Origin of the sequence: Flavimarina sp. Hel_I_48 (assembly GCF_000733945.1) — a bacterium.
Lineage (GTDB): Bacteria > Bacteroidota > Bacteroidia > Flavobacteriales > Flavobacteriaceae > Leeuwenhoekiella.
This window is the reverse complement of sequence record NZ_JPOL01000002.1, coordinates 679,164-698,679: the sequence shown is the minus strand read 5'-3', so window position 1 is coordinate 698,679 and position 19,516 is coordinate 679,164. Positions and strand designations below refer to the sequence as shown.

General features: G+C 42.4%; 18 protein-coding genes and 1 riboswitch. Of the genes, 11 read left to right on the top strand and 7 right to left on the bottom strand.

Annotated elements, in window-relative coordinates:
* Window positions 1–205: 205 nt before the first annotated feature.
* Window positions 206–450: riboswitch (cobalamin riboswitch) on the top strand.
* Between the two features lie 29 nt (window positions 451–479).
* Both P162_RS03195 and P162_RS03190 read left to right on the top strand, forming a co-directional pair.
* Window positions 480–2,309 carry a TonB-dependent receptor plug domain-containing protein gene (locus P162_RS03195; RefSeq protein ID WP_031425788.1) on the top strand — a complete coding sequence of 610 codons (1,830 nt, stop codon included), beginning with the start codon at window positions 480–482 and terminating at the stop codon, window positions 2,307–2,309.
* A 5-nt stretch (window positions 2,310–2,314) separates the two neighbouring features.
* Complete coding sequence (locus tag P162_RS03190; protein WP_164076200.1) at window positions 2,315–3,391, top strand: DUF5074 domain-containing protein; 1,077 nt, start codon at window positions 2,315–2,317, stop codon at window positions 3,389–3,391.
* Between the two features lie 126 nt (window positions 3,392–3,517).
* Here P162_RS03190 and P162_RS03185 read toward each other — a convergent pair whose 3' ends face one another.
* Window positions 3,518–4,978 (bottom strand): S41 family peptidase, encoded by a 1,461-nt coding sequence (locus P162_RS03185; protein WP_031425786.1) that lies wholly within the window; start codon window positions 4,976–4,978, stop codon window positions 3,518–3,520.
* A gap of 106 nt (window positions 4,979–5,084) precedes the next feature.
* On the opposite strand from P162_RS03185, the gene P162_RS03180 reads away from it, so the two are divergent.
* The 5 genes from P162_RS03180 to pta all read left to right on the top strand — a co-directional run bounded on the left by P162_RS03180 (window position 5,085) and on the right by pta (window position 9,389).
* A complete protein-coding gene (locus tag P162_RS03180; protein WP_031425785.1) occupies window positions 5,085–5,594 on the top strand; it encodes an RNA polymerase sigma factor in 510 nt (169 codons plus the stop codon).
* Window positions 5,581–6,030, top strand: a complete 450-nt coding sequence (locus tag P162_RS03175; protein ID WP_031425784.1) for a hypothetical protein — start codon at window positions 5,581–5,583, stop codon at window positions 6,028–6,030. The genes P162_RS03180 and P162_RS03175 overlap by 14 nt, the downstream gene beginning before the upstream one ends.
* A gap of 17 nt (window positions 6,031–6,047) precedes the next feature.
* Window positions 6,048–6,572 (top strand): DUF4252 domain-containing protein, encoded by a 525-nt coding sequence (locus tag P162_RS03170; RefSeq protein WP_031425783.1) that lies wholly within the window; start codon window positions 6,048–6,050, stop codon window positions 6,570–6,572.
* 6 nt (window positions 6,573–6,578) lie between these two features.
* On the top strand, window positions 6,579–7,118 hold the full coding sequence (locus P162_RS03165; protein WP_031425782.1) for a DUF4252 domain-containing protein: 540 nt from the start codon (window positions 6,579–6,581) through the stop codon (window positions 7,116–7,118).
* Window positions 7,119–7,295: 177 nt separating this feature from the next.
* Window positions 7,296–9,389 (top strand): phosphate acetyltransferase, encoded by a 2,094-nt coding sequence (pta, locus tag P162_RS03155; RefSeq protein WP_031425780.1) that lies wholly within the window; start codon window positions 7,296–7,298, stop codon window positions 9,387–9,389.
* Between the two features lie 37 nt (window positions 9,390–9,426).
* Here pta and P162_RS03150 read toward each other — a convergent pair whose 3' ends face one another.
* Entirely contained in the window at window positions 9,427–9,951 is a 525-nt protein-coding gene (locus P162_RS03150) for a hypothetical protein (protein WP_031425779.1), read from the bottom strand.
* Window positions 9,952–10,159: 208 nt separating this feature from the next.
* On the opposite strand from P162_RS03150, the gene P162_RS03145 reads away from it, so the two are divergent.
* The 4 genes from P162_RS03145 to P162_RS03130 all read left to right on the top strand — a co-directional run bounded on the left by P162_RS03145 (window position 10,160) and on the right by P162_RS03130 (window position 14,322).
* Window positions 10,160–11,359 (top strand): acetate/propionate family kinase, encoded by a 1,200-nt coding sequence (locus P162_RS03145; RefSeq protein WP_031425778.1) that lies wholly within the window; start codon window positions 10,160–10,162, stop codon window positions 11,357–11,359.
* Window positions 11,360–11,656: 297 nt separating this feature from the next.
* Window positions 11,657–12,325 (top strand): hydrolase, encoded by a 669-nt coding sequence (locus tag P162_RS03140; protein ID WP_031425777.1) that lies wholly within the window; start codon window positions 11,657–11,659, stop codon window positions 12,323–12,325.
* Between the two features lie 109 nt (window positions 12,326–12,434).
* The gene (locus P162_RS03135) at window positions 12,435–13,517 is read left to right on the top strand and encodes a Gfo/Idh/MocA family protein (protein WP_035916805.1); all 1,083 of its coding nucleotides are present in this window, start codon (window positions 12,435–12,437) and stop codon (window positions 13,515–13,517) included.
* Between the two features lie 37 nt (window positions 13,518–13,554).
* Complete coding sequence (locus P162_RS03130; RefSeq protein WP_031425775.1) at window positions 13,555–14,322, top strand: oxygenase MpaB family protein; 768 nt, start codon at window positions 13,555–13,557, stop codon at window positions 14,320–14,322.
* Here P162_RS03130 and P162_RS03125 read toward each other — a convergent pair.
* The 5 genes from P162_RS03125 to P162_RS03105 all read right to left on the bottom strand — a co-directional run bounded on the left by P162_RS03125 (window position 14,309) and on the right by P162_RS03105 (window position 19,490).
* Window positions 14,309–14,887, bottom strand: coding sequence for an O-methyltransferase (locus P162_RS03125; RefSeq protein WP_031425774.1), 579 nt, complete (start codon window positions 14,885–14,887; stop codon window positions 14,309–14,311). The genes P162_RS03130 and P162_RS03125 overlap by 14 nt on opposite strands.
* 94 nt (window positions 14,888–14,981) lie before the next feature.
* Window positions 14,982–16,097 carry a 3-isopropylmalate dehydrogenase gene (gene leuB / locus P162_RS03120; RefSeq protein WP_031425773.1) on the bottom strand — a complete coding sequence of 372 codons (1,116 nt, stop codon included), beginning with the start codon at window positions 16,095–16,097 and terminating at the stop codon, window positions 14,982–14,984.
* 144 nt (window positions 16,098–16,241) lie between these two features.
* A complete protein-coding gene (gene leuD / locus P162_RS03115) occupies window positions 16,242–16,832 on the bottom strand; it encodes a 3-isopropylmalate dehydratase small subunit (RefSeq protein ID WP_031425772.1) in 591 nt (196 codons plus the stop codon).
* Complete coding sequence (gene leuC / locus P162_RS03110; RefSeq protein ID WP_031425771.1) at window positions 16,832–18,217, bottom strand: 3-isopropylmalate dehydratase large subunit; 1,386 nt, start codon at window positions 18,215–18,217, stop codon at window positions 16,832–16,834. The genes leuD and leuC overlap by 1 nt, the downstream gene beginning before the upstream one ends.
* Window positions 18,218–18,317: 100 nt before the next feature.
* Complete coding sequence (locus tag P162_RS03105) at window positions 18,318–19,490, bottom strand: 2-isopropylmalate synthase (RefSeq protein WP_081868367.1); 1,173 nt, start codon at window positions 19,488–19,490, stop codon at window positions 18,318–18,320.
* Window positions 19,491–19,516 lie beyond the last annotated feature (26 nt).

Here is a 19,516-nt window from a genome sequence, read left to right as displayed (position 1 = left end):
ATTGAATTCAAATAAAATAATGAACAATGGATAGATGTTATTGTTCAGGTATTGTCTGTCGATTCGGAAACTATAAATAAGGACATGCTAAGTACTGCATTAAAGTTGCAACTAAATAAATTGATTGAGGCATAAAATTTTTTTATTTCAATATAAGTATAATTGCTTTCATAGCAAACTACTCAGAAACCAATTTTTTGAAGTACTTTCGCGCCTGAATTTTGGTGAGGAAGGTTTTTAAATTACCCGCCTCTTAAAAGGGAAGAAAGAGAATTTTGAATTTAAAACTTTAAATTCAAAATAAATAAGAAGCTTTCGCTGTTCCCGCAACTGTATGCTTTGTCCCGTAATTGGGGCGGTATGGATTGTTCTTAAAACCACTGTTTTTTAAACGGGAAGGTTGATCCATATACGCGAGCCAGGAGACCTGCCAGGGTTCATAACTGTCTAAAACCTCCGGGATAGGGGTCTGAGCGCTTATGAAACATACCTTTCAACTTCTTATTATTTGTCTTTTGGCGAGCTTTTCGGGCTTCGCGCAGCAACCTGTCCCCTTAGATGAGGTGTTACTCTACGGTGATAAAAACCTCAAAAAGTACAGCAGTACCCAGCCGGTAGTCAGACTTACAGATAGCGTTATCAAGCGCAGCGGTTCCAGCCTTACTGATTTACTGAATACCAATTCTTCTATTTATTTCAAGGAAAATGGTGCGGGAATGGTTTCTTCGCCTTCCTTCCGGGGTACCACCGCGCAGCAAACCGCCGTGATATGGAATGGTATAAACATCAACTCCCAACTCAATGGGCAAACCGATTTTAACACGATCAATCCACTGGTTTTTGATGCGGTGAGCGTGCGCAGCGGTGGCGGTAGCGTGCTTTACGGCAGCAGTGCGATAGGCGGCACCGTTCATCTGGATAATTCCCTGGCTTTCAATTTGGATTTTAATACTGAATTTCGGGTAAATTATGGCAGTTTTGATGCCTATGGAGTGAATTTTCAAACAAAATATTCCACCGAAAATGTAAGTACGGCAATTACCGTAAACAGGACCGGTTCTGATAATGATTTTGAATTTCCCGATAGTAATGGCCAGAATTTTAATGGCCAGTTTTACAACAACAGCTTAAATGCTTCGGTTGCTTTTAAACTGGATACGGAAAATACTGTCAGATTGTATCACTATATATTTGATGGAAGGCGCAATTTTTCATTGATTATCCCAACGGAAATCAGGACTAAATATGAGAATACAGATACCCGAAGCCTGGTAGAATGGGAACAAAAACATAAGCGTTTTACAAGCCTCGCCAAAGTGGCCTTTCTTACCGAAGACTATAAATACTTTGCTAATATCTATAAGCAAAGTTACTCTGGCGGAAGCGTGAATACCCTAATTGGTAAGTTGGACCTGGGTTATGATCTGGGTTCGCAGGCGCAGGTCAATGCTATTTTAAGTTACAACAGCAACAAAGGTGAAGGCAGTAGCATCCCTGAAGAACGCCGAAATATTGCCGCCGCCAGTCTGCTTTTTAAACAAAAACTGGGATCCCTCTTTGTTTATGAACTTTCTGGGCGAAAAGAAGCGACTTCCGTTTATGATAGTCCGTTTTTATATTCCGCTGGAGCGCGGTATGAGTTTTCAGAATTTTACGCGCTTTCGTTCAATACTTCCAAAAACTTTAGGATTCCAACGTATAACGATCTCTATTGGGAAAACAGCGGCAATGCCGACTTAAAACCAGAAACGTCTTACCAGGCCGAAGTGGGAAATTCCTTCCAAATCAGTGATTTTTCCGCTAGAATTACCGGCTATTATATGGATATCACCAATATGATCCGATGGATTCCCGCGGGTGCCAATTGGAAACCGGTAAATACAGATAATGTGCATGCTTACGGAGTTGAAATTCAGGCCGACTATGTAAAGAAATTTGGCCATAAGCAGTTGAAATTCAGTGGAAATTATGCCTACACCGTTTCAGAAGATGTAGAAACCGGCGATCAATTGATCTACGTTCCCTACAACAAAACCACCTTTTCTGCCGCCTATGAGAACCGCGGCTATGCTTTTTTTTATCAGTTGGTAGGCGTGGGCGAAGTCTTTACGCGGTCAGACAATGCATCGCAATATAACCTGGAGGGCTACGCGCTTTCTAATCTGGGCGGGAGCTACACTTTTGGCAGAAAAAAGGAATATCAAGTGGGCCTCCAGGTGCGCAATATATTTAATACCGCTTATCAAAGCGTGGCGAGCAGGGAAATGCCCGGCCGCAATTACAATTTTTATCTAAACTTTAATTTTTAATAACTATGAAAACAATGAAACACCTCTTTTTTACCGTTTTTGCGGCGACCCTTTTCCTGACCTCTTGTTCTAGCGATGATGATGGTATAGGCCCAGATCCGGTACCGGAAGGCGATTATGCAGAAGGTTCTTTTGTGCTTAATGAAGGCAACAGCAATCCTGCAACGGCTTCGATTAGTTTTATTGCCAATGATGGAACACTTACCAATGATATTTTTAGAAAAGTAAATCCTGACGCAGCAGAGATTGGGACTTTCCTTCAAAACATGTTTTTTGACGATACGCGTGCGTTTATTGTTTCAGGTTCTGCAAATAGCGTAACCGTGGTAGATCGTTATACTTTTGAATATGTAGCTACAATTAGCAGTGATTTTGAAAATCCACGTTATGGAACAATTGTAGGCAGTAAAGCCTATGTGACAAATGCGGCAAATTTTGCTCAAGGTAGCAATGATAATTTTTTAACCGTTATTAATTTAGATGACTATTCTACTGAAAAGGTTGTCCTAAACAATAGCGCGGAAAAGATACTAAGCGAGGATGGAAAGGTATATATATCTAACGGTTATTATGGTGAGGGCAATTCGATCGATGTTTTTGACCCAACCTCAAATACCGTTGAGAAAATAATTGATCTTGGGAAGGGTAATATTCCTAACTCCTTTCAAGAGGAGGATGATAAAATATTAGTAATGACTGCGGATAGTACCGGTCTAGGCAAACTTTTTACCATTGATCTTGCTTCCGCCAGCATTGAGCAAACCTTAACACTTCCAGAAGCTACGGTTAGCCCTGGAAATATAAAAATTGACGACAATAAAATTTATTATACCTCAGGCAATGCTGTTTACACTATTGAACAGGGAGAAACTACTTTTCCCGAAGAAGCTTTGATAAACTTTAATACTGATGAGAGTTTTTCTTACTTGTACGGTTTTGATGTTGAAGATGATGTTATTTACATTTCAGATAGTGGTAATTACGCTACAGACAGTGAAGCATATCGCTATTCTCTAGATGGAAACTTAGAGCAAACGTACACCGTGGGTGTAGGTCCCAATGGTTTTTATACTAATGATTAATTAGTCTGAAAGGTCAATAAATAGGTCAAAACACCCTATTTTTCAATCAAAAAGCCCGATTTTCTGAATCCAGAAAATCGGGCTTTTTTTGATCTAAAATAGCTTAAAAAGGTCTAAAATAGCCCATTATTTATTCAACTTCGGCGTATCTACATACATACGCTGGTAGGTGGGGCTTTCCATACCAGATTCTCCAACAAGGGGAAGGATCAAACCTTGTGCCTGCTTGAGGTCAAAAGACCTTCCGCCGCGTATTTGATCTAAAGCAGTTCTTAAAAGAGGTTCATTTTCATCACCCAAAACACCATAGGTGGATACGCGTTCCTCAACAAGAACTTCAGGAACCAGACCATCTACAAAGCCAGTTACCCCATTGACATTGGCCGAGGTAAAAATAAGCGGCTGAATGGCATAAAAATGATTGGGATTGGCACCATTTCTACTAAAACGGGGCGCTTCATTATCATAAAACGTGGTCGAAGCCTGAAATTTACCAGTTGTGGTTTCCCCTATCTGCACCACATCTATATAAGGATCTAGCCCATTGATCACAAGCTCACTCGCTGAGGCAGAACTTCCCGTGGTAAGTACATAAAGTTTGCTTAGGTTGAGGCTATTTATAGCTGTGCCACCACTGATTTCAGTATTAAAACGATTGTTGAGATCTTCGGCATCAGGTCCAGCTTCAAATATAGCCTGAAGCTGCGGATTAAAAACTTCTGTAGAGAAGACTTCCCCGGCAAACTGGCCGGTGATCATCGCGGCAAGATCTGTCGCAGAACGCACCGATCCACCACTATTGTAGCGCAGATCAAGAATGAGTTCGTTAATACCACTGGCCTTAAGATCAGCAAAAGTATTGTTGAGCTCCTCGTCAAAATTGGCCGTAAAGGAATTGTACATAAGATAGCCCACTTTCTGACCCCCTATGTTATCAAAGGTTTTGATGATAAAAATAGGATTTTCGGTATATTCCTCTTTGGTAAGGGATATGGTCTGACCAGTTTCGGTAATTTCGTTGTTACTATTGATGTCAGCAACGGTAATCTCATAACTGGTCTGTGCGAGAAGTTCTCTATAATTATCCAGGGTGAGGGGGTTGCCGTCTATTTGGGTAAAAAGCATTCCGCGTTCTACTCCCTGTGCTTCAGCAGAAGTATTGGGCAGCACATAACGCACAAAACCTACAAGTTGATTGCTGCCATCACTAATTCGGCCAAGGCCAAAATCCATACCATTATTAAGGCTTACACCGGCAAAACTACGTTCCAGTTCGCGGTAATCTGGTGTTATGATGCTAAAACGATCCAGTGGTTCTGGAGCTTTGACTCCTTCGTAAAAAAGGAGCTCGGGCGTTTCAAAGCCGTTTAGGTACGCGTCAAGTTCCTCCTGATTTGCGAAGCGATCATCTGCCAGCGCAGGTACATTCGGCTTATATAGGTACCAGATGTTCATGGCGCTGTAGATAAAATTTTCTACTTCTAAGCTTTCAGCTACGGGTTGAATCTCATCGTCCCGGTCTTTGCTGCAAGAAGTTGTAAGCGCTATAAAAAAGCACATAACCAATAATTGGGGTAATTTCTTCATGTTTATTTTTTATTTAAGAACCCTAAAATAAGGGTATTATTGTAAAAAACAATCCCTTTGTAACAAATTTACTGTTGGGTCGTCTTCCTTATAAGAACGCCTATTGATGAACCAGAAAGACTTTTTAACGATTGTACGCCCCTTTCAGGACAAAATGTACCGCTTGGCACGGCGCTTGCTAACTTCTGAAGAAGAAGCGCAGGATGCGACTCAGGAAGTACTTTTAAAATTATGGTCTAAAAAGAAGCAACTAAAAAAATACCGCAGTGCGGAAGCTTTTGCGATGACTATGACAAAAAATTACTGTTATGATACCCTAAAGGCCAAACGTAGCAATAACCTAAGCCTTGTTCATACCAATTATAAAGACAACAGTTATGACACGGTAAGGGAAATGGAAGTAAGCGATAGCGTGAACTGGGTCTATAAATTGATGAAGGCGCTTCCTGAACAGCAGCAGCTCGTTTTACAGTTGCGTGATGTGGAGCAATATACTAATGCAGAGATCGCAGAGCAACTGCAAATTAACGAAGGCACTGTACGTACGGCACTTTCCCGGGCCAGAAAAACAATACGGGAAGGATTAATGGAAAAACACCGCTATGGAATCAATTAAAAATATAGAGCAGCTTTTAGATGCTTATTTTGAGGGCGAAAGCACCTTGGATCAAGAGCAGCAGCTTAGGAAATATTTTTCCGGTGGAGGTGTAGCCCCACATTTGGAACATTATATCCCATTGTTTGCCGCTTTTGCGGAAGCCAGGAAAGAACGTTACACCGGTGAGATCAATCTCCCCAAAGAAAAAAAAATGCCCTGGCTGAACATTGCCGCAGGTATACTCGTAATTGTAGGACTTTTCTTCTTTTTCAATAACAATATAAATAGTAATAACAATACCACTGATTATGGAACATACAAAGATCCAGAAGTGGCCGCATTAAAGACCAGGCAGGCACTCTTTATGATGGGCAGCTTTGTAGGTCAAAGCACTTCTAAGTTGAATGCGCTTGACGAATTTGAAAAAACAACAGATAAATACATTAATAAATAATAATTAAACTTACAGTTATGACTAAAATACTTATAAGTGCACTGGTTTTCTTGATGGGTTTTGCCGCACAGGCACAAGATCCCTTTCAAAGGTTTGAAGATATGCAGGATGTCGCCTCGATTGTTGTGAACCAAAAGATGTTTAAGATGCTATCTCAATTCAATTTAGATACAGATGATCCTGAAATGAAGAGTTATATTGAACTCGTGAATAGCCTGGATGATATTAAGTTCTATTCCACTAAAGATGCCAATACCGCTAAGCTTATGCGTACTGAATTCGATAAATACCTGGGAATGGCAAAGCTGGAAGAGCTCATGCGTGTAAAAGATGACGGTAAAAACGTTCAGTTTTATGTTAAACCGGGAAAAAGTGATGAATATGCGCGCGAATTCCTCATGTTTATAGACGGTATCAATGGTAGTGAAGATACGGTTATCGCTAAGATTACCGGGAACATAGACCTGAGGGAAATAGGGAAAATCGCAAGCAGTATTAATTTTTCGGGCAGCGAAGAGCTTAAGAATGTGAAAATAAAGTAATAAACAATGAGATATCTAATAGTCACCTTTCTGGCCATCATCATGGTGAGCTGCAATGGGGAGCAATCCTTACAGGAATATTACGTAGATCATAAAGAAAATAATGATTTTGTAATGCTCGATGTGCCCGCTAACCTAATTCTGCCGAACAGTAATACGATGCCTGAGGCGCAGCGGGAAATATTGAAAACCATAAAAAAAGTCAATATTCTTGCACTTCCTTTAAATTCGGAAACTCAGGCGCTTTACCAGCCAGAAACCGAAAAGGTAATGTCAATACTTAAGCGTGATGATTATGAAGAACTAATGTCCTTCGGAAAGCCCAGTCAGCGTATGCGCTTTTATATTAACGGTGAGGAAGATGCGATAGATGAAGTGATAGTCTTTGCGCAAGACGATAAAAAGGGATTTTTGTTGGCCCGTGTTTTGGGTGATGATATGAACGTTGCAGAAATGGTAAAACTTACACAGAACATTAGTAAAGAAGACGGTAGCTTTGATACCGCACAGTTTGAAGGTGTCATGGATATCTTTAAAAATAACTAGTACACTTTTTTACAGATAGCTTGCAGACCCCTTCGGTTTTTTGAACCGAAGGGGTTTTTGCTTTTGATAATAGATACTCTGAAAAAGAGGTGATATTTGTCATATTCTGCTGTGTTTTCAGCTGTATAAGGCCTTATTTTTGGCCTATAAACCTTATTTTTGAAGTAAACAAAGCTGATGAACAAAGGTATTTATATCGCTACGTTAGAGCCTAACAGTGGCAAATCTATCATTACGCTGGGCCTCATGCGCACCCTTCTGGGTAAAATTGCCAGGGTGGGTTATTTTCGGCCTATTATTGACGATCAGAAAAAGGGTGAGAAAGACAATCATATTGCCACGGTACTTTCCACGTTTGACATTGATCTTGACTATAAAGACGCCTGTGCATTTACGCGTAGCCAGATCATTAAAAAGCGTAATAAAGGCCACGCCGGTGAAATACTGGACACGATAATCACAAAATATAAAGAGCTTGAAGAACGCTTTGATTTTGTGCTTGTGGAAGGCTCGGATTTTACGGGCGATAGTAGTGTTTTTGAGTTTGATACGAATGTGCTGATTGCAAAAAACCTTGGGATACCCACCATCGTTGTTGCCAGCGGCGTAGGCAAGTCCGAAGAGGAATTACTGGGCAGTATGCAGATTGCCTATACCTCTTTTCGCGACCGTGATGTTACGGTGGTGGGCATGGTGGCCAACAAGGTGCAGGAAGAAAATTTAAAGATTGCATCTAAGGGCTTACGCGATTTCCTACCAAAAGAAGTCTCGGTGTTTTCCATTCCCTTTACCGAAAAACTCGCACATCCCACCATTAAGGAAATTGTGGAAGAATTGGACGGTAACGTACTTTTTGGTGAGAATTTCCTGGATAATCAAACCGGAAGCTTTGGGGTGGGTGCCATGCAATTGCGCAATTACCTTACACATCTTAAAACCGATAGCCTGGTCATTACGCCCGGTGACCGCGCAGATATTATCCTGGGTGCGCTACAGGCCAATATTTCTTCTAATTACCCCCGTATTTCCGGTATTATCCTTACCGGTGGACTCATTCCCGAAGAGCCTATCCTTAAATTGATCGAAGGGCTTTCACAGGTTGTGCCCATCGTTTCGGTAAGTGATGGTACTTTTTCGGTGACCAATCGCATTGGTTCCATAAAGTCAAAAATCTATGCGGACAGCAATCAGAAAATTGAAGCTTCCCTGGCTATTTTTGAAAAACAGGTCAATTTTGATGACCTGGTGGAGCGGCTTATAAGTTTTAAGCATGGCGGTATCACGCCGCGTATGTTTCAGTACGGTATCATGAAACGCGCCCGTACAAACAAAAAACATATTGTACTGCCAGAAGGTACAGACGAGCGCATTCTCAACGCCGCCGCCCGTTTGGTACAGTTGGATATTGTAGCTATTACTTTGCTTGGCGAAAAGAAAAAAATAGAGGAAAAGATAAACCTGAACGCCATTCCCTTGAATCTGGAAAAAGTTCAGGTCATCGATCCCATTAATTCTAAACATTTTGATGATTATGTAGAAACCTTTTACGAACTGCGCAAGCATAAAAATTTAAATATGGACATCGCCCGCGACTGGATGGCAGACGTGTCTTATTTTGGTACCATGATGATCTATAAAGGTCATGCAGATGGTATGGTTTCTGGCGCGATGCACACCACGCAGCACACGATCAAACCTGCATTGCAGTTTATCAAAACAAAACCAGGTGTTTCGGTGGTTTCTTCCGTGTTTTTTATGTGTCTTGAAGATCGGGTTTCGGTATTTGGGGATTGCGCGATCAACCCCAATCCTACTGCAGAGGAGTTGGCCGAGATCGCTATTTCTTCGGCAGAAAGCAGCAAAGGTTTTGGCATAGAGCCAAAAATCGCAATGCTTTCCTACTCTTCGGGAACCTCTGGAAAAGGTGAAGATGTTGACCGGGTACGACAGGCCACGGAGCTTGTCAAGAAACAGCGGCCAGACCTCAAAGTGGAAGGTCCCATTCAATATGATGCCGCTGTAGATCTTCGTGTGGGCAAGAGCAAAATGCCAGATTCTGAAGTTGCCGGGCAGGCCAGCGTACTTATCTTTCCTGATCTCAATACCGGGAACAATACGTATAAAGCGGTGCAACGGGAAACCGGCGCGCTCGCTATTGGGCCTATGTTGCAGGGCCTTAATAAGCCGGTAAATGACCTGAGCCGCGGGTGTACCGTAGATGATGTTTTTAACACGGTAATCATTACGGCTATACAGGCGCAGGGAATTTAATTCCCCCTAACCCCCGAAGGGGGAAAACTATTAAAAATTATAGATTTTGAATTTTGAATGAAATCACAGGCGGCTGAGTAATTTCCTGTAGCGCCAGCGAAAAGAATTTTGTACCGAAATCACAGGCGGCTGAGTAAATTTCCTGTAGCGCCAGCGAAAAGAATTTTGTACCGAAATCACAGGCGGCTGAGTGAATTTCCTGCAGCGACAGCGAAAAGAAATTTATACCGAAATCACAGGCGGCTGAGTGAATTTCCTGTAGCGCCAGCGAAAAGAATTTTGTACCGAAATCACAGGCGGCTGAGTGAATTTCCTGTAGCGCCAGCGAAAAGAATTTTGTACCGAAATCACAGGCGGCTGAGTAAATTTCCTGTAGCGCCAGCGAAAAGAATTTTGTACCGAAATCACAGGCGGCTGAGTGAATTTTCTGTAGCGCCAGCGAAAAGAATTTTGTACCGAAATCACAGGCGGCTGAGTAAATTTTCTGTAGCGCCAGCGAAAAGAATTTTGTACCGAAATCACAGGCGGCTGAGTGAATTTCCTTTAGCGCCAGCGAAAACAATTTTGTACCGAAATCACAGGCGGCTGAGTAAATTTTCTGTAGCGCCAGCGAAAAGAATTTTGTACCGAAATCACAGGCGGCTGAGTAAATTTTCTGTAGCGCCAGCGAAAAGAATTTTGTACCGAAATCACAGGCGGCTGAGTAAATTTTCTGTAGCGACAGCGAAAAGAAATTTGTACCGAAGCCCCGGTAAACACTAAAATAATAAATGAAAATACTAGTAATAAATTCTGGCAGTTCTTCCTTAAAATTTCAATTGTTTGAGATGCCTGCGGCTAAAGTGCTCGCGAGCGGTATGGTGGAACGCATTGGGATTGATGGGAGCGAAATTCATTACAAGACCGCTACCGGAAAAACTTCAGAAAAAACACAAATCAATGACCATACCGAAGCGTTAAAAAAGGTCACAGGTCTACTGCTTGATAGTAATCACGGAGTTTTGCAAAATGTTGATGAGGTAGGAGCCGTAGGACATCGTGTGGTACATGGTGGAAGTAAATTTACCGAAACCACGCTGGTCAATGATCAGGTGAAAAAAAGTATTGGGGAATTGACCGCCCTTGCCCCCTTGCACAGTCCCGCCAATTTAACGGGTATAGAAGTGGCAGAGAAAATTTTTCCTGAAACACCTCAAATCGTTGTTTTTGATACCGCATTTTTTCAAAGTATTCCGCAGAAAGCGTATCAGTATGCAATCCCGAAAGAATTATTAGAAAAAGAAGACATTAGACAGTATGGATTTCACGGTACCAGCCATAAATATGTAAGTGAAAAAGCGATTGATTTTTTAAAGAAAACGTCAAACAAATATTCAAAAATCATCAGTATTCACTTAGGTAATGGCTGTAGTATAACCGCTATAAAAGACGGGAAAGCCGTAGATCATTCTATGGGTTTTAGTCCGGCAAATGGTCTTGTTATGGGTACGCGCGCCGGGGATATTGATCAGTCTGTGCTCTTTTATCTTATGGAAACGCTGGGATATTCTGCCCAGGAGGTCAATACGCTACTCAACAAAGAAAGTGGCATGCTGGGACTTACCGGTTACAGTGACCTGCGGGATATTGAGGCGGAGGCCGAAAAAGGTAATAAAACCTGTCAACTCGCTTTAGCGCTCAACACGTACAGGATAAAAAAATATATAGGTGCCTATGCCGCAGCCCTAAATGGGCTGGATGCCCTGATTTTTACCGCAGGAATAGGGGAAAATAGCAGTAAAATTAGGGAAATGACCTGCGCAGCTATGGATTTTTTCGGTATAGCGCTTGATCCAGCTAAAAATGAACTTCGGGAATCAAAAATTAGAGGAATTCATGCCGAAAATAGCGCCGTACAGATCCTAATCGTACCTACTAATGAGGAATTGGAAATTGCCAACCAGACTTTCAAGCTTGTCAATCAGCTGTAAACCCTGCACTTAAATTTAGGTTTTAGGAATGTGTTTCGGTCCATTCGGTTTTAACATAAGGCTAAGAGGTAAACCAGGTTTTTTTAATGATTTTAGCAAAAATTGCGAGTTAGGGATTGCAGTGGAAATCCTTTTTGTGAGGAACTAACAAAAAGATTGCAACGCAAAGCCCGGCCCGCAGGGAAACGCCCAAAACTAGTAAAACAAGAGAAAAGAGGCTAAAAAGACGAACGCTTTAATGCATTCATTTTTAAACTGGGGGAGACTCTACTGTTATTCTACACTAATGAAACACTAATGAAAAAAGAGCAAAACATTCCCACATTTGGCAGTAAACTGCGCAAAAATATTGTTGAGGTACCGGGGTGTATACAACAATGTTCGGGGATTAAGGTATTTGGTCAGGTTTTGAAATCCTTTCTTTTCAGTACAGATATCGCGATCATCCGCAATACCAATGCAAATGCGATTATTGCCGTTTATCCTTTTACCCCGCAGCCCATTATTAGTCAGGCCTTAATTTCGGCAGCAGATAAACCCGTTTTTTGTGGAGTAGGGGGTGGAGTGACCTCAGGCATACGTTCTGTAGAGCTTGCCCTGCACGCCGAATTTCAAGGGGCGCTGGGCGTGGTTTTAAATAAACCGGCAAGTAACGAACTCATTAAAGAACTGAAGCAGAAAATTGATATTCCCGTGACCATTACCGTGGTTTCCGAAAAAGATGACATCAAAGGAAGATTGAATGCCGGGGTGGATATTTTTAACGTTTCCGGGGGAGAGAATACAGTGAGTATTATCAATACGATCCGAAAAATCAGCGCTGAGGTTGCCATTATCGCTACCGGTGGTAAAACAGAGCAAACCATCACGCAGGTCATAGAAGCCGGGGCGAATGCGGTTTCCTATACGCCTCCCTCCACAGGTTTTCTGTTTAAGGAAATTATGCAGAAATACCGAAGTGAATAAAGCTTGATCCCAGTTTAAAATCCACTGGATTTGCCTTGAAAATTGGCTTTTTAAGCCATTTTTCGGATTAAAACGGTTATTTTTTACGTGCTTAAAAATGCAATGTACTATGGAAAACAGACAAAAAAAAATAAAAGCACTTGTGGTAGGTTGCGGTCATATGGGCGCATCACATGCACGTGCCTATCAGCAACTGGATGCGTTTGAAATCGTAGGTTTGGTGAGCCGTTCACCTAAAAGCAGGGAAAAATTATCAAAAGAGTTGGGCGGATTGCCCACCTTTGAAGATTTTGAAACGGCGCTGCGCGAGACCAGGCCAGATGTGGTTTCCGTTAATACTTATCCCGATACCCACGCTGATTATGTGCGACAAAGCCTTAACGCAAACGCGCATGTTTTTGTGGAAAAACCGCTTGCCACAACGGTTGATGAAGCTAAAGAACTGGTGGTACTAGCGCTTCAGAAAAACAGGAAAATGGTGGTTGGTTATATTTTAAGGGTGCACCCTTCCTGGACGAGATTTGTTGAAGTTGCCCAGACGCTGGGAAAACCGCTTGTTATGCGTATGAATTTAAACCAGCAAAGTTCGGGTGAAAAGTGGTACACGCACCGCCAACTCATGAAAAGTATGTCGCCCATTGTAGATTGTGGGGTGCATTATCTTGATATCATGTGCCAGATGACACAATCCCAGCCAGAGAGTGTGAGCGCGATAGGTGTTCGGCTTTCCGAAGAAATTGATAGCGAAATGTATAATTACGGTCAGTTGCAGGTACGTTTTAAAGATGGTTCTGTAGGATGGTACGAAGCCGGCTGGGGACCTATGATGAGCGAGACCGCTTTTTTTGTCAAAGACGTCATAGGTCCCAAAGGTTCTGTGAGTATTGCTGATAAGCCCAAAAATTCTTCTCAGGATATTGAAGGTCATACTAAAACCGGTGGATTATTGTTACACCATAGCGCGCTGAACAGTGAAGGGAATTTTGATAAAGAAGATGAGATCATACCTACCCCAGATGAACCAGATCATGACGCCCTTTGTCTGCTGGAGCAGGAGTTTTTGTTACGGGCAATCGACACCGACGAAGATCTCAGCGAACATCTAAATGACGCTGTAAATAGCTTGAAAGTAGTGCTTGCCGCAGATCAATCTGTCAAAACTGGTAAAACGGTGTTTTTGGGGAATAATTGAATTATAAAGCCGTTCTTTTACAAGAATTAAAATGGAAATGAAATATTTTGTAAAAGAGGATTCCATAGTGCGAAAAATATGGGGAAAAAGTGATACCGTGTTACTTATTTTTGCCGGGGCTGCGGCAGAATTTGCACTGAACAAGGCGGTTGACTGGCTTTATTTTACGGGAAAGTTGCCCGCAGATCCTTTGGGGCGTTTATTCTCAACGGTGACCTATGCACGGGAGATTATTTTCGCCGATGAGGCAAAAGCGTTTCAGAGTATAGATGCCATCTATCATATTCACAAAGCAGTAGAAAATTCGAGGGACAGTACCATACCAGACTGGGCGTACCGGGACGTGCTTTTTATGTTGATTTTTTATTCCATTTCCTCTTTTGAAGTTTTGGAACGAAGATTAACACTGGCCGAAAAGGAAGAGATTTATTCCGTTTTTAAACGTCTCGGTGAGCGCATGAAACTTAAAGATCTCGCTGCTGATTATAAAAGTTGGTTACCACAGCGTGCAGCCCATCTGGAAAACGATCTTGTTGAAAGCAGGTATACCAAAGATCTCTTTGTCCAGTATAAAAAGCATTTGGGCAGCATTCGCTATCTCTTTTTGATCGAAGGTCAGAAGTTGGTCATACCAGAGCGGGTCAGGGATTTGTTACACTTTAATCATGCGCACATGCTTCGGTTTTTTGTTCCTGTCTATAAAACCAGCAGGGTAATTTCAGTAGATCGTATTATCAAAAATATCATTTTGCCCAGCGCGTATGCAAAAGAGATCAAAGAACTGGATGTAGCTAATTCACAATAGCGCGTGCGATTCTGGTCATGATAATAATTCCCGTGGACCAGTTCAAATGGGCAAGATTAAAATCTTCGCGGGAGTTTAAATAGGCGATCAGTTTTTCCACTTTCTTGTTATGACCCTCAGGCCAGTTCTTTTGTGGATTCAAATCATCAATAATATAGAAACCTCCCGGCGCTACTAACGTCAAAGTTTCTTCCAGGTGTGTAAATTTCCCTGCCCAGGTATCAGCAAATATTACGTTAAAAGAAGGACCTGCATATTCCTCGATCCATTTAGCGCCATCTGTGCATACTATTGAAACACGGGAATCATCTTCAATGTGTTCCCTGGCAATTTTCAAATAGTTCTCTTCATTATCCAGCGTTGTTATTTTAGAAGTCGCATGAAGACCCGCAACCATCCAGGAGAGGGATAAACCGGTACCCGTACCCAGTTCTAAAATATGGGCGTCCCTTTTAGAAGCCACTAACGTTTGAAGCAAACTGCCAAAGTCAGGATCTGATGACATATCAAAACCCATGACGGTGGATTTCTCTAGAATGTTATTGTACGAGGCAGGAAGTTTCATAAGAGTTGGTTGAGGTTGGAATTTCTGTTTTAAAATTGGCTAAAAAAAAATGCGGCTACTAGCCGCACTTCAAAATTTTATTATAGAACCAGAACTAAATAATCGTACTCTGTCCCATATGTACATTTTTGTAATTGATATTGGTATCATTGGGATGCGTAATATGGTCAGCCACAAAATCACCAACTTTTAAGGTAGAAAACGGATTTTTAGGATTGATATCGCCGGTGGTAATACCAAGTTCCAGCGACTTTTCTACCGCAGTTTCAATCGCATCTGCTTCTTTATGTAGATCTAAATGCCTTAAAAGCATGGCTGCGGAAAGAATGGACGCCAGTGGATTTGCAATATGCTTGCCAGTTGCCTGCGGAAACGAACCGTGAATAGGCTCAAACATAGCATTTTCCGCCCCTAGGGAAGAAGAAGCTAAAAGTCCTATGGAACCGCCTATAACACTGGCTTCATCGCTGATGATATCGCCAAAAAGGTTTTCGGTAAGGATCACGTCAAATTGTTTTGGATTTAAGATAAGCTGCATTGCGGCATTATCCACAAAAAGAAAATCCAGTTCTACGTCAGCGTATTGAGGCGCGATTTCTTTTACGGTTTTCCGCCATAGGCGGGACGTTTCCAGCACATTTGCTTTGTCAACCAGCGTGAGTTTTTTGCGTCTTTTTTGCGCTTCTTTAAACGCTAAATGGGTGATTCGGGAGATTTCTTCCACAGAATAGGAACAACCATCGCTAGCCGTCTGGCCATCTTCGCTAAGTTCTTTGGAACCAAAATAGATTCCACCGGTCAATTCCCTGAAAATACTAATATCTGTGCCAGAAATTATTTCCCGGCGCAAGGGAGAATTATCGATAAGTTGTTCAAAAGCCTTAACCGGTCGCACATTGCAAAACAGACCCAGGGATTTGCGCAGTTTAAGCAGTCCCTGTTCTGGCCGTACCTTAGCCGAAGGATCGTTATCATATTTGGGATGCCCTATGGCTCCAAACAAAATGGCATCACTTTCCCTACAGATCTGAAGGGTTTCTTCAGGAAGGGGATCGCCCGTTTTATCAATCGCAACGGCGCCCACGAGCGCGTGCGTATAGGTAAACGTATGGTTGTAAACATCGGCGATCGCCTCAAGGACTTTTACGGCCTGATCTGTAACTTCAGGGCCTATACCATCACCGGGGAGGAGTGCTATTTTGTATTTCATAACGTTATTTTTGAATGAAAATGGTCAATTTTGCCATTTTCAGGGCAATTTTTAAAGGTTTTCAGGGAATTTGTATATTAAATCAAGGACTGAAAAATAGCCTTTTCGCCCCAGTTTTAGGTTGGAAATAGTAGTTTTTAGCTATTAAACCGAAAATTCCCGCTCTTTTTCAAAACTTTCAATGGTTTCCTTCTTACTGAGCAGATAATCAATATCGTCATAACCATTGATCATGCACACTTTTTTATAGGGGTCTATATCAAAATGGTCCTGACCTGCTTCAGAAGTTATCGTTTGCTCTTCAAGGTTTATGGTGACATTTGTAGCCGGATTTTCTTTAATACTTAATAAGAGTTTTTTAAGATATTCCGGGGTCACCTGTACCGGTAAAATACCATTGTTTAGGGCATTTCCTTTAAAAATATCAGCAAAAAAGCTGCTTACGACAACTTTGAAGCCATAACCACCCAGCGCCCAGGCTGCATGTTCCCTACTGGAACCACAACCAAAGTTATCTCCCGCGACCAGAATAGGGCCTGAGTATGCATCTTTATTTAAAACAAAATCTTCATTTTTGCTTCCATCTTTATTGAATCTCCAATCCCTGAACACGTTATCGCCAAAGCCTTTTTTATCGGTTGCTTTTAGGAAGCGCGCCGGGATGATCTGGTCTGTATCTATGTTTTCTACCGGAAGCGGGACGGCCGTTTCGGTAAGTTTTGTGAATTTTTCCATTAATTCAAATTTTTTGTAATATCAACGATTTTGCCTTCTACAGCGGTGGCGGCGGCCATTAACGGACTCGCCAAAATGGTACGTGCGCCCTGTCCCTGACGGCCTTCAAAATTTCGGTTTGAAGTGGAAACACAATATTCGCCACGCGGAATTTTGTCATCATTCATGGCGAGGCAGGCGGAACATCCAGGCTGCCGAAGTTCAAAACCAGCTTCTGTAAAGACAAGGTCAAGACCTTCTTCAACAAGTTGTTTTGCGACTTGCTGCGAGCCGGGGACAAGCCAGGCATTCACATTTTCGGCCTTGTGTTTTCCCTTAACATAATTTGCCGCAATGCGGAAATCCTCAATGCGCGAGTTAGTACAACTGCCTATAAAAACATAATTAATGGCTTTTCCTATGAGGCTTTCCCCTTTTTGAAAGCCCATATATTCAAGGGATTTTTCAAGGTTTTCATCCTCTTTATCGGGAATGGTCCCGCTTACCTTGATTCCCATTCCGGGATTGGTACCGTAGGTAACCATAGGTTCAATTTCGGCGGCGTCAAAATGAAATTCCTTATCAAATTCGGCATCTGCATCGGTGGGAAGTGTTTTCCAGTATGCTACTTTTTGCTCCCATTCGCCTCCTTCCGGTGCAAATTTTCTGCCTTTTATATAGTTAAAGGTGGTTTCGTCTGGCGCGATCATTCCGCCGCGGGCGCCCATTTCAATACTCATATTGCAAACGGTCATACGGCCTTCCATGCTCATTTCTTCAAATACATTGCCGGCATATTCGCAAAAATAACCGGTACCGGCGTTTGTGCCTATCTGCGAGATGATATATAAAATGACATCCTTGGGAAGTACGCCGTTTTTAAGTTTTCCGTTTACGGAAACGCGCAATTTCTTGGGTTTGGTCAATAATAGGCACTGGCTGGCGAAAACCTGCGCCACCTGACTGGTTCCTATACCAAAAGCGATCGTACCAAAAGCCCCGTGGGTAGAGGTGTGGCTGTCCCCACAGACCATGGTCATACCGGGTTGGGTAATGCCCAGCTCTGGTGAGATCACATGAACGATACCATTAAATTCATGGCCCAGACCGTAGAGTGTAATGTTGTGCTTCTCACAATTTTCGGTGAGTTTTTTGAGTTGGTTGCGGGAAAGTTCATCCTGTATGGGCAGGTGCTGGTCTACCGTGGGCGTGTTGTGATCTGCCGTGGCCACGATCTGATCAGGGCGGGCCACGGGAATGCCGCGCTCTTCCAGCTCAGCAAAAGCCTGCGGACTCGTAACTTCGTGTATAAGGTGTTTGTCTATGTATAAAACCTGAGGGCCGTTTGCGACCTTATCGACCACATGCGCATCCCAGACTTTATCAAAAAGTGTTTTTCCTGCCATTTTAATTTTGATTCAAAACTGCCGATTTTAACCTATTTTCAGTCAGAAAAAGGGTCAAAACCGGCAAATTTTAGTAATAATTCTTAGTTTTTATGTTCGCTTAAGCGACCGCCTGTGCACCACTATTTGTGGTCTTCATAATCTGATGGATATCTTCATCTTTCACTTCTTTTTTAGAATCTGCAACGATCAGAAATTCTTTATAAACCACGTCCAACTGTACTTTTGTAAGTTCGTAGCCTACTTTTTTAGAGCGGTACGCCAGTGCTGCCCGGCCGCTGCGTGCGGTGAGTACGATGGCGCTGTCGCTCACACCCACTTCTGCGGGATCCATAATTTCATAGGTTTCCTTGTTCTTGATCATACCATCCTGATGTATGCCAGAACTGTGCGCAAACGCATTTGCGCCCACTACGGCTTTATTAGGTTGTACGACCATGCCCATTTTCTCACTGACCATGCGGCTGGTATCATAAAGCAGTCTTGTATTGATGCCGGTGTCAAGATTTAAATAGGGATGTTGTTTTAAGATCATCACCACTTCTTCAAGCGCGGTATTTCCTGCTCGCTCTCCTATACCGTTTATGGTACATTCAATCTGGCGTGCGCCGTTTACCACGCCCGCTATGGAATTTGCCGTTGCGAGTCCCAGATCATTATGGCAGTGGCAGGAAAGAATAGCTTTTTCTATACCCTTGACGTTTTCCCGAAGGTATTTGATTTTTGCGCCGTATTCCTCTGGAAGGCAATAACCAGTGGTATCTGGAATATTGAGCACGGTTGCCCCCGCGCGTATGGCCGCTTCACAAACACGTGCCAGATATTCATTATTGGTACGCCCGGCATCCTCAGCGTAAAATTCCACGTCTTCAACAAAAGTTTTCGCATAGGCGACCGCTTCAAAAGTACGTTTGAGAATTTCTTCCTGATTAGACCTAAACTTATATTTAATATGAGAATCACTGGTGCCTATACCCGTATGTATACGGGGGCGTTTTGCACCTTTTAGTGCTTCTGCAGCAACTTCAATATCTTTTTTTACTGCACGTGTGAGTCCACAAACAGTCGCATTTTTAACTATTTTTGCAATCTCGCGCACAGAGTTAAAATCCCCTGGACTGGAGACGGGAAACCCTGCTTCAATAACATCAACACCCAGATTATCGAGACGTTCGGCTATTACAAGTTTCTGGTGTGTATCTAACTTGCATCCGGGAACTTGCTCTCCGTCACGTAATGTGGTATCAAAAATTTGTACTTTGTCGGTGCTCATAAAAGTGGTTTTTAGCTCAATTTATA

Bases quoted from the DNA above. Each gene is read 5' to 3' on its own strand.
- P162_RS03125 (WP_031425774.1), bottom strand. From the start codon at position 14,887: ATGAAACTTCCTGCCTCGTACAATAACATTCTAGAGAAATCCACCGTC.
- leuB (WP_031425773.1), bottom strand. From the start codon at position 16,097: ATGAAATACAAAATAGCACTCCTCCCCGGTGATGGTATAGGCCCTGAA.
- P162_RS03195 (WP_031425788.1), top strand. From the start codon at position 480: ATGAAACATACCTTTCAACTTCTTATTATTTGTCTTTTGGCGAGCTTT.
- P162_RS03185 (WP_031425786.1), bottom strand. From the start codon at position 4,978: ATGAAGAAATTACCCCAATTATTGGTTATGTGCTTTTTTATAGCGCTT.
- P162_RS03105 (WP_081868367.1), bottom strand. From the start codon at position 19,490: ATGAGCACCGACAAAGTACAAATTTTTGATACCACATTACGTGACGGA.
- leuC (WP_031425771.1), bottom strand. From the start codon at position 18,217: ATGGCAGGAAAAACACTTTTTGATAAAGTCTGGGATGCGCATGTGGTC.
- P162_RS03175 (WP_031425784.1), top strand. From the start codon at position 5,581: ATGGAATCAATTAAAAATATAGAGCAGCTTTTAGATGCTTATTTTGAG.
- P162_RS03130 (WP_031425775.1), top strand. From the start codon at position 13,555: ATGAAATATTTTGTAAAAGAGGATTCCATAGTGCGAAAAATATGGGGA.
- P162_RS03180 (WP_031425785.1), top strand. From the start codon at position 5,085: ATGAACCAGAAAGACTTTTTAACGATTGTACGCCCCTTTCAGGACAAA.
- P162_RS03140 (WP_031425777.1), top strand. From the start codon at position 11,657: ATGAAAAAAGAGCAAAACATTCCCACATTTGGCAGTAAACTGCGCAAA.
- P162_RS03145 (WP_031425778.1), top strand. From the start codon at position 10,160: ATGAAAATACTAGTAATAAATTCTGGCAGTTCTTCCTTAAAATTTCAA.
- P162_RS03165 (WP_031425782.1), top strand. From the start codon at position 6,579: ATGAGATATCTAATAGTCACCTTTCTGGCCATCATCATGGTGAGCTGC.
- P162_RS03135 (WP_035916805.1), top strand. From the start codon at position 12,435: ATGGAAAACAGACAAAAAAAAATAAAAGCACTTGTGGTAGGTTGCGGT.
- P162_RS03170 (WP_031425783.1), top strand. From the start codon at position 6,048: ATGACTAAAATACTTATAAGTGCACTGGTTTTCTTGATGGGTTTTGCC.
- P162_RS03190 (WP_164076200.1), top strand. From the start codon at position 2,315: ATGAAAACAATGAAACACCTCTTTTTTACCGTTTTTGCGGCGACCCTT.
- pta (WP_031425780.1), top strand. From the start codon at position 7,296: ATGAACAAAGGTATTTATATCGCTACGTTAGAGCCTAACAGTGGCAAA.
- leuD (WP_031425772.1), bottom strand. From the start codon at position 16,832: ATGGAAAAATTCACAAAACTTACCGAAACGGCCGTCCCGCTTCCGGTA.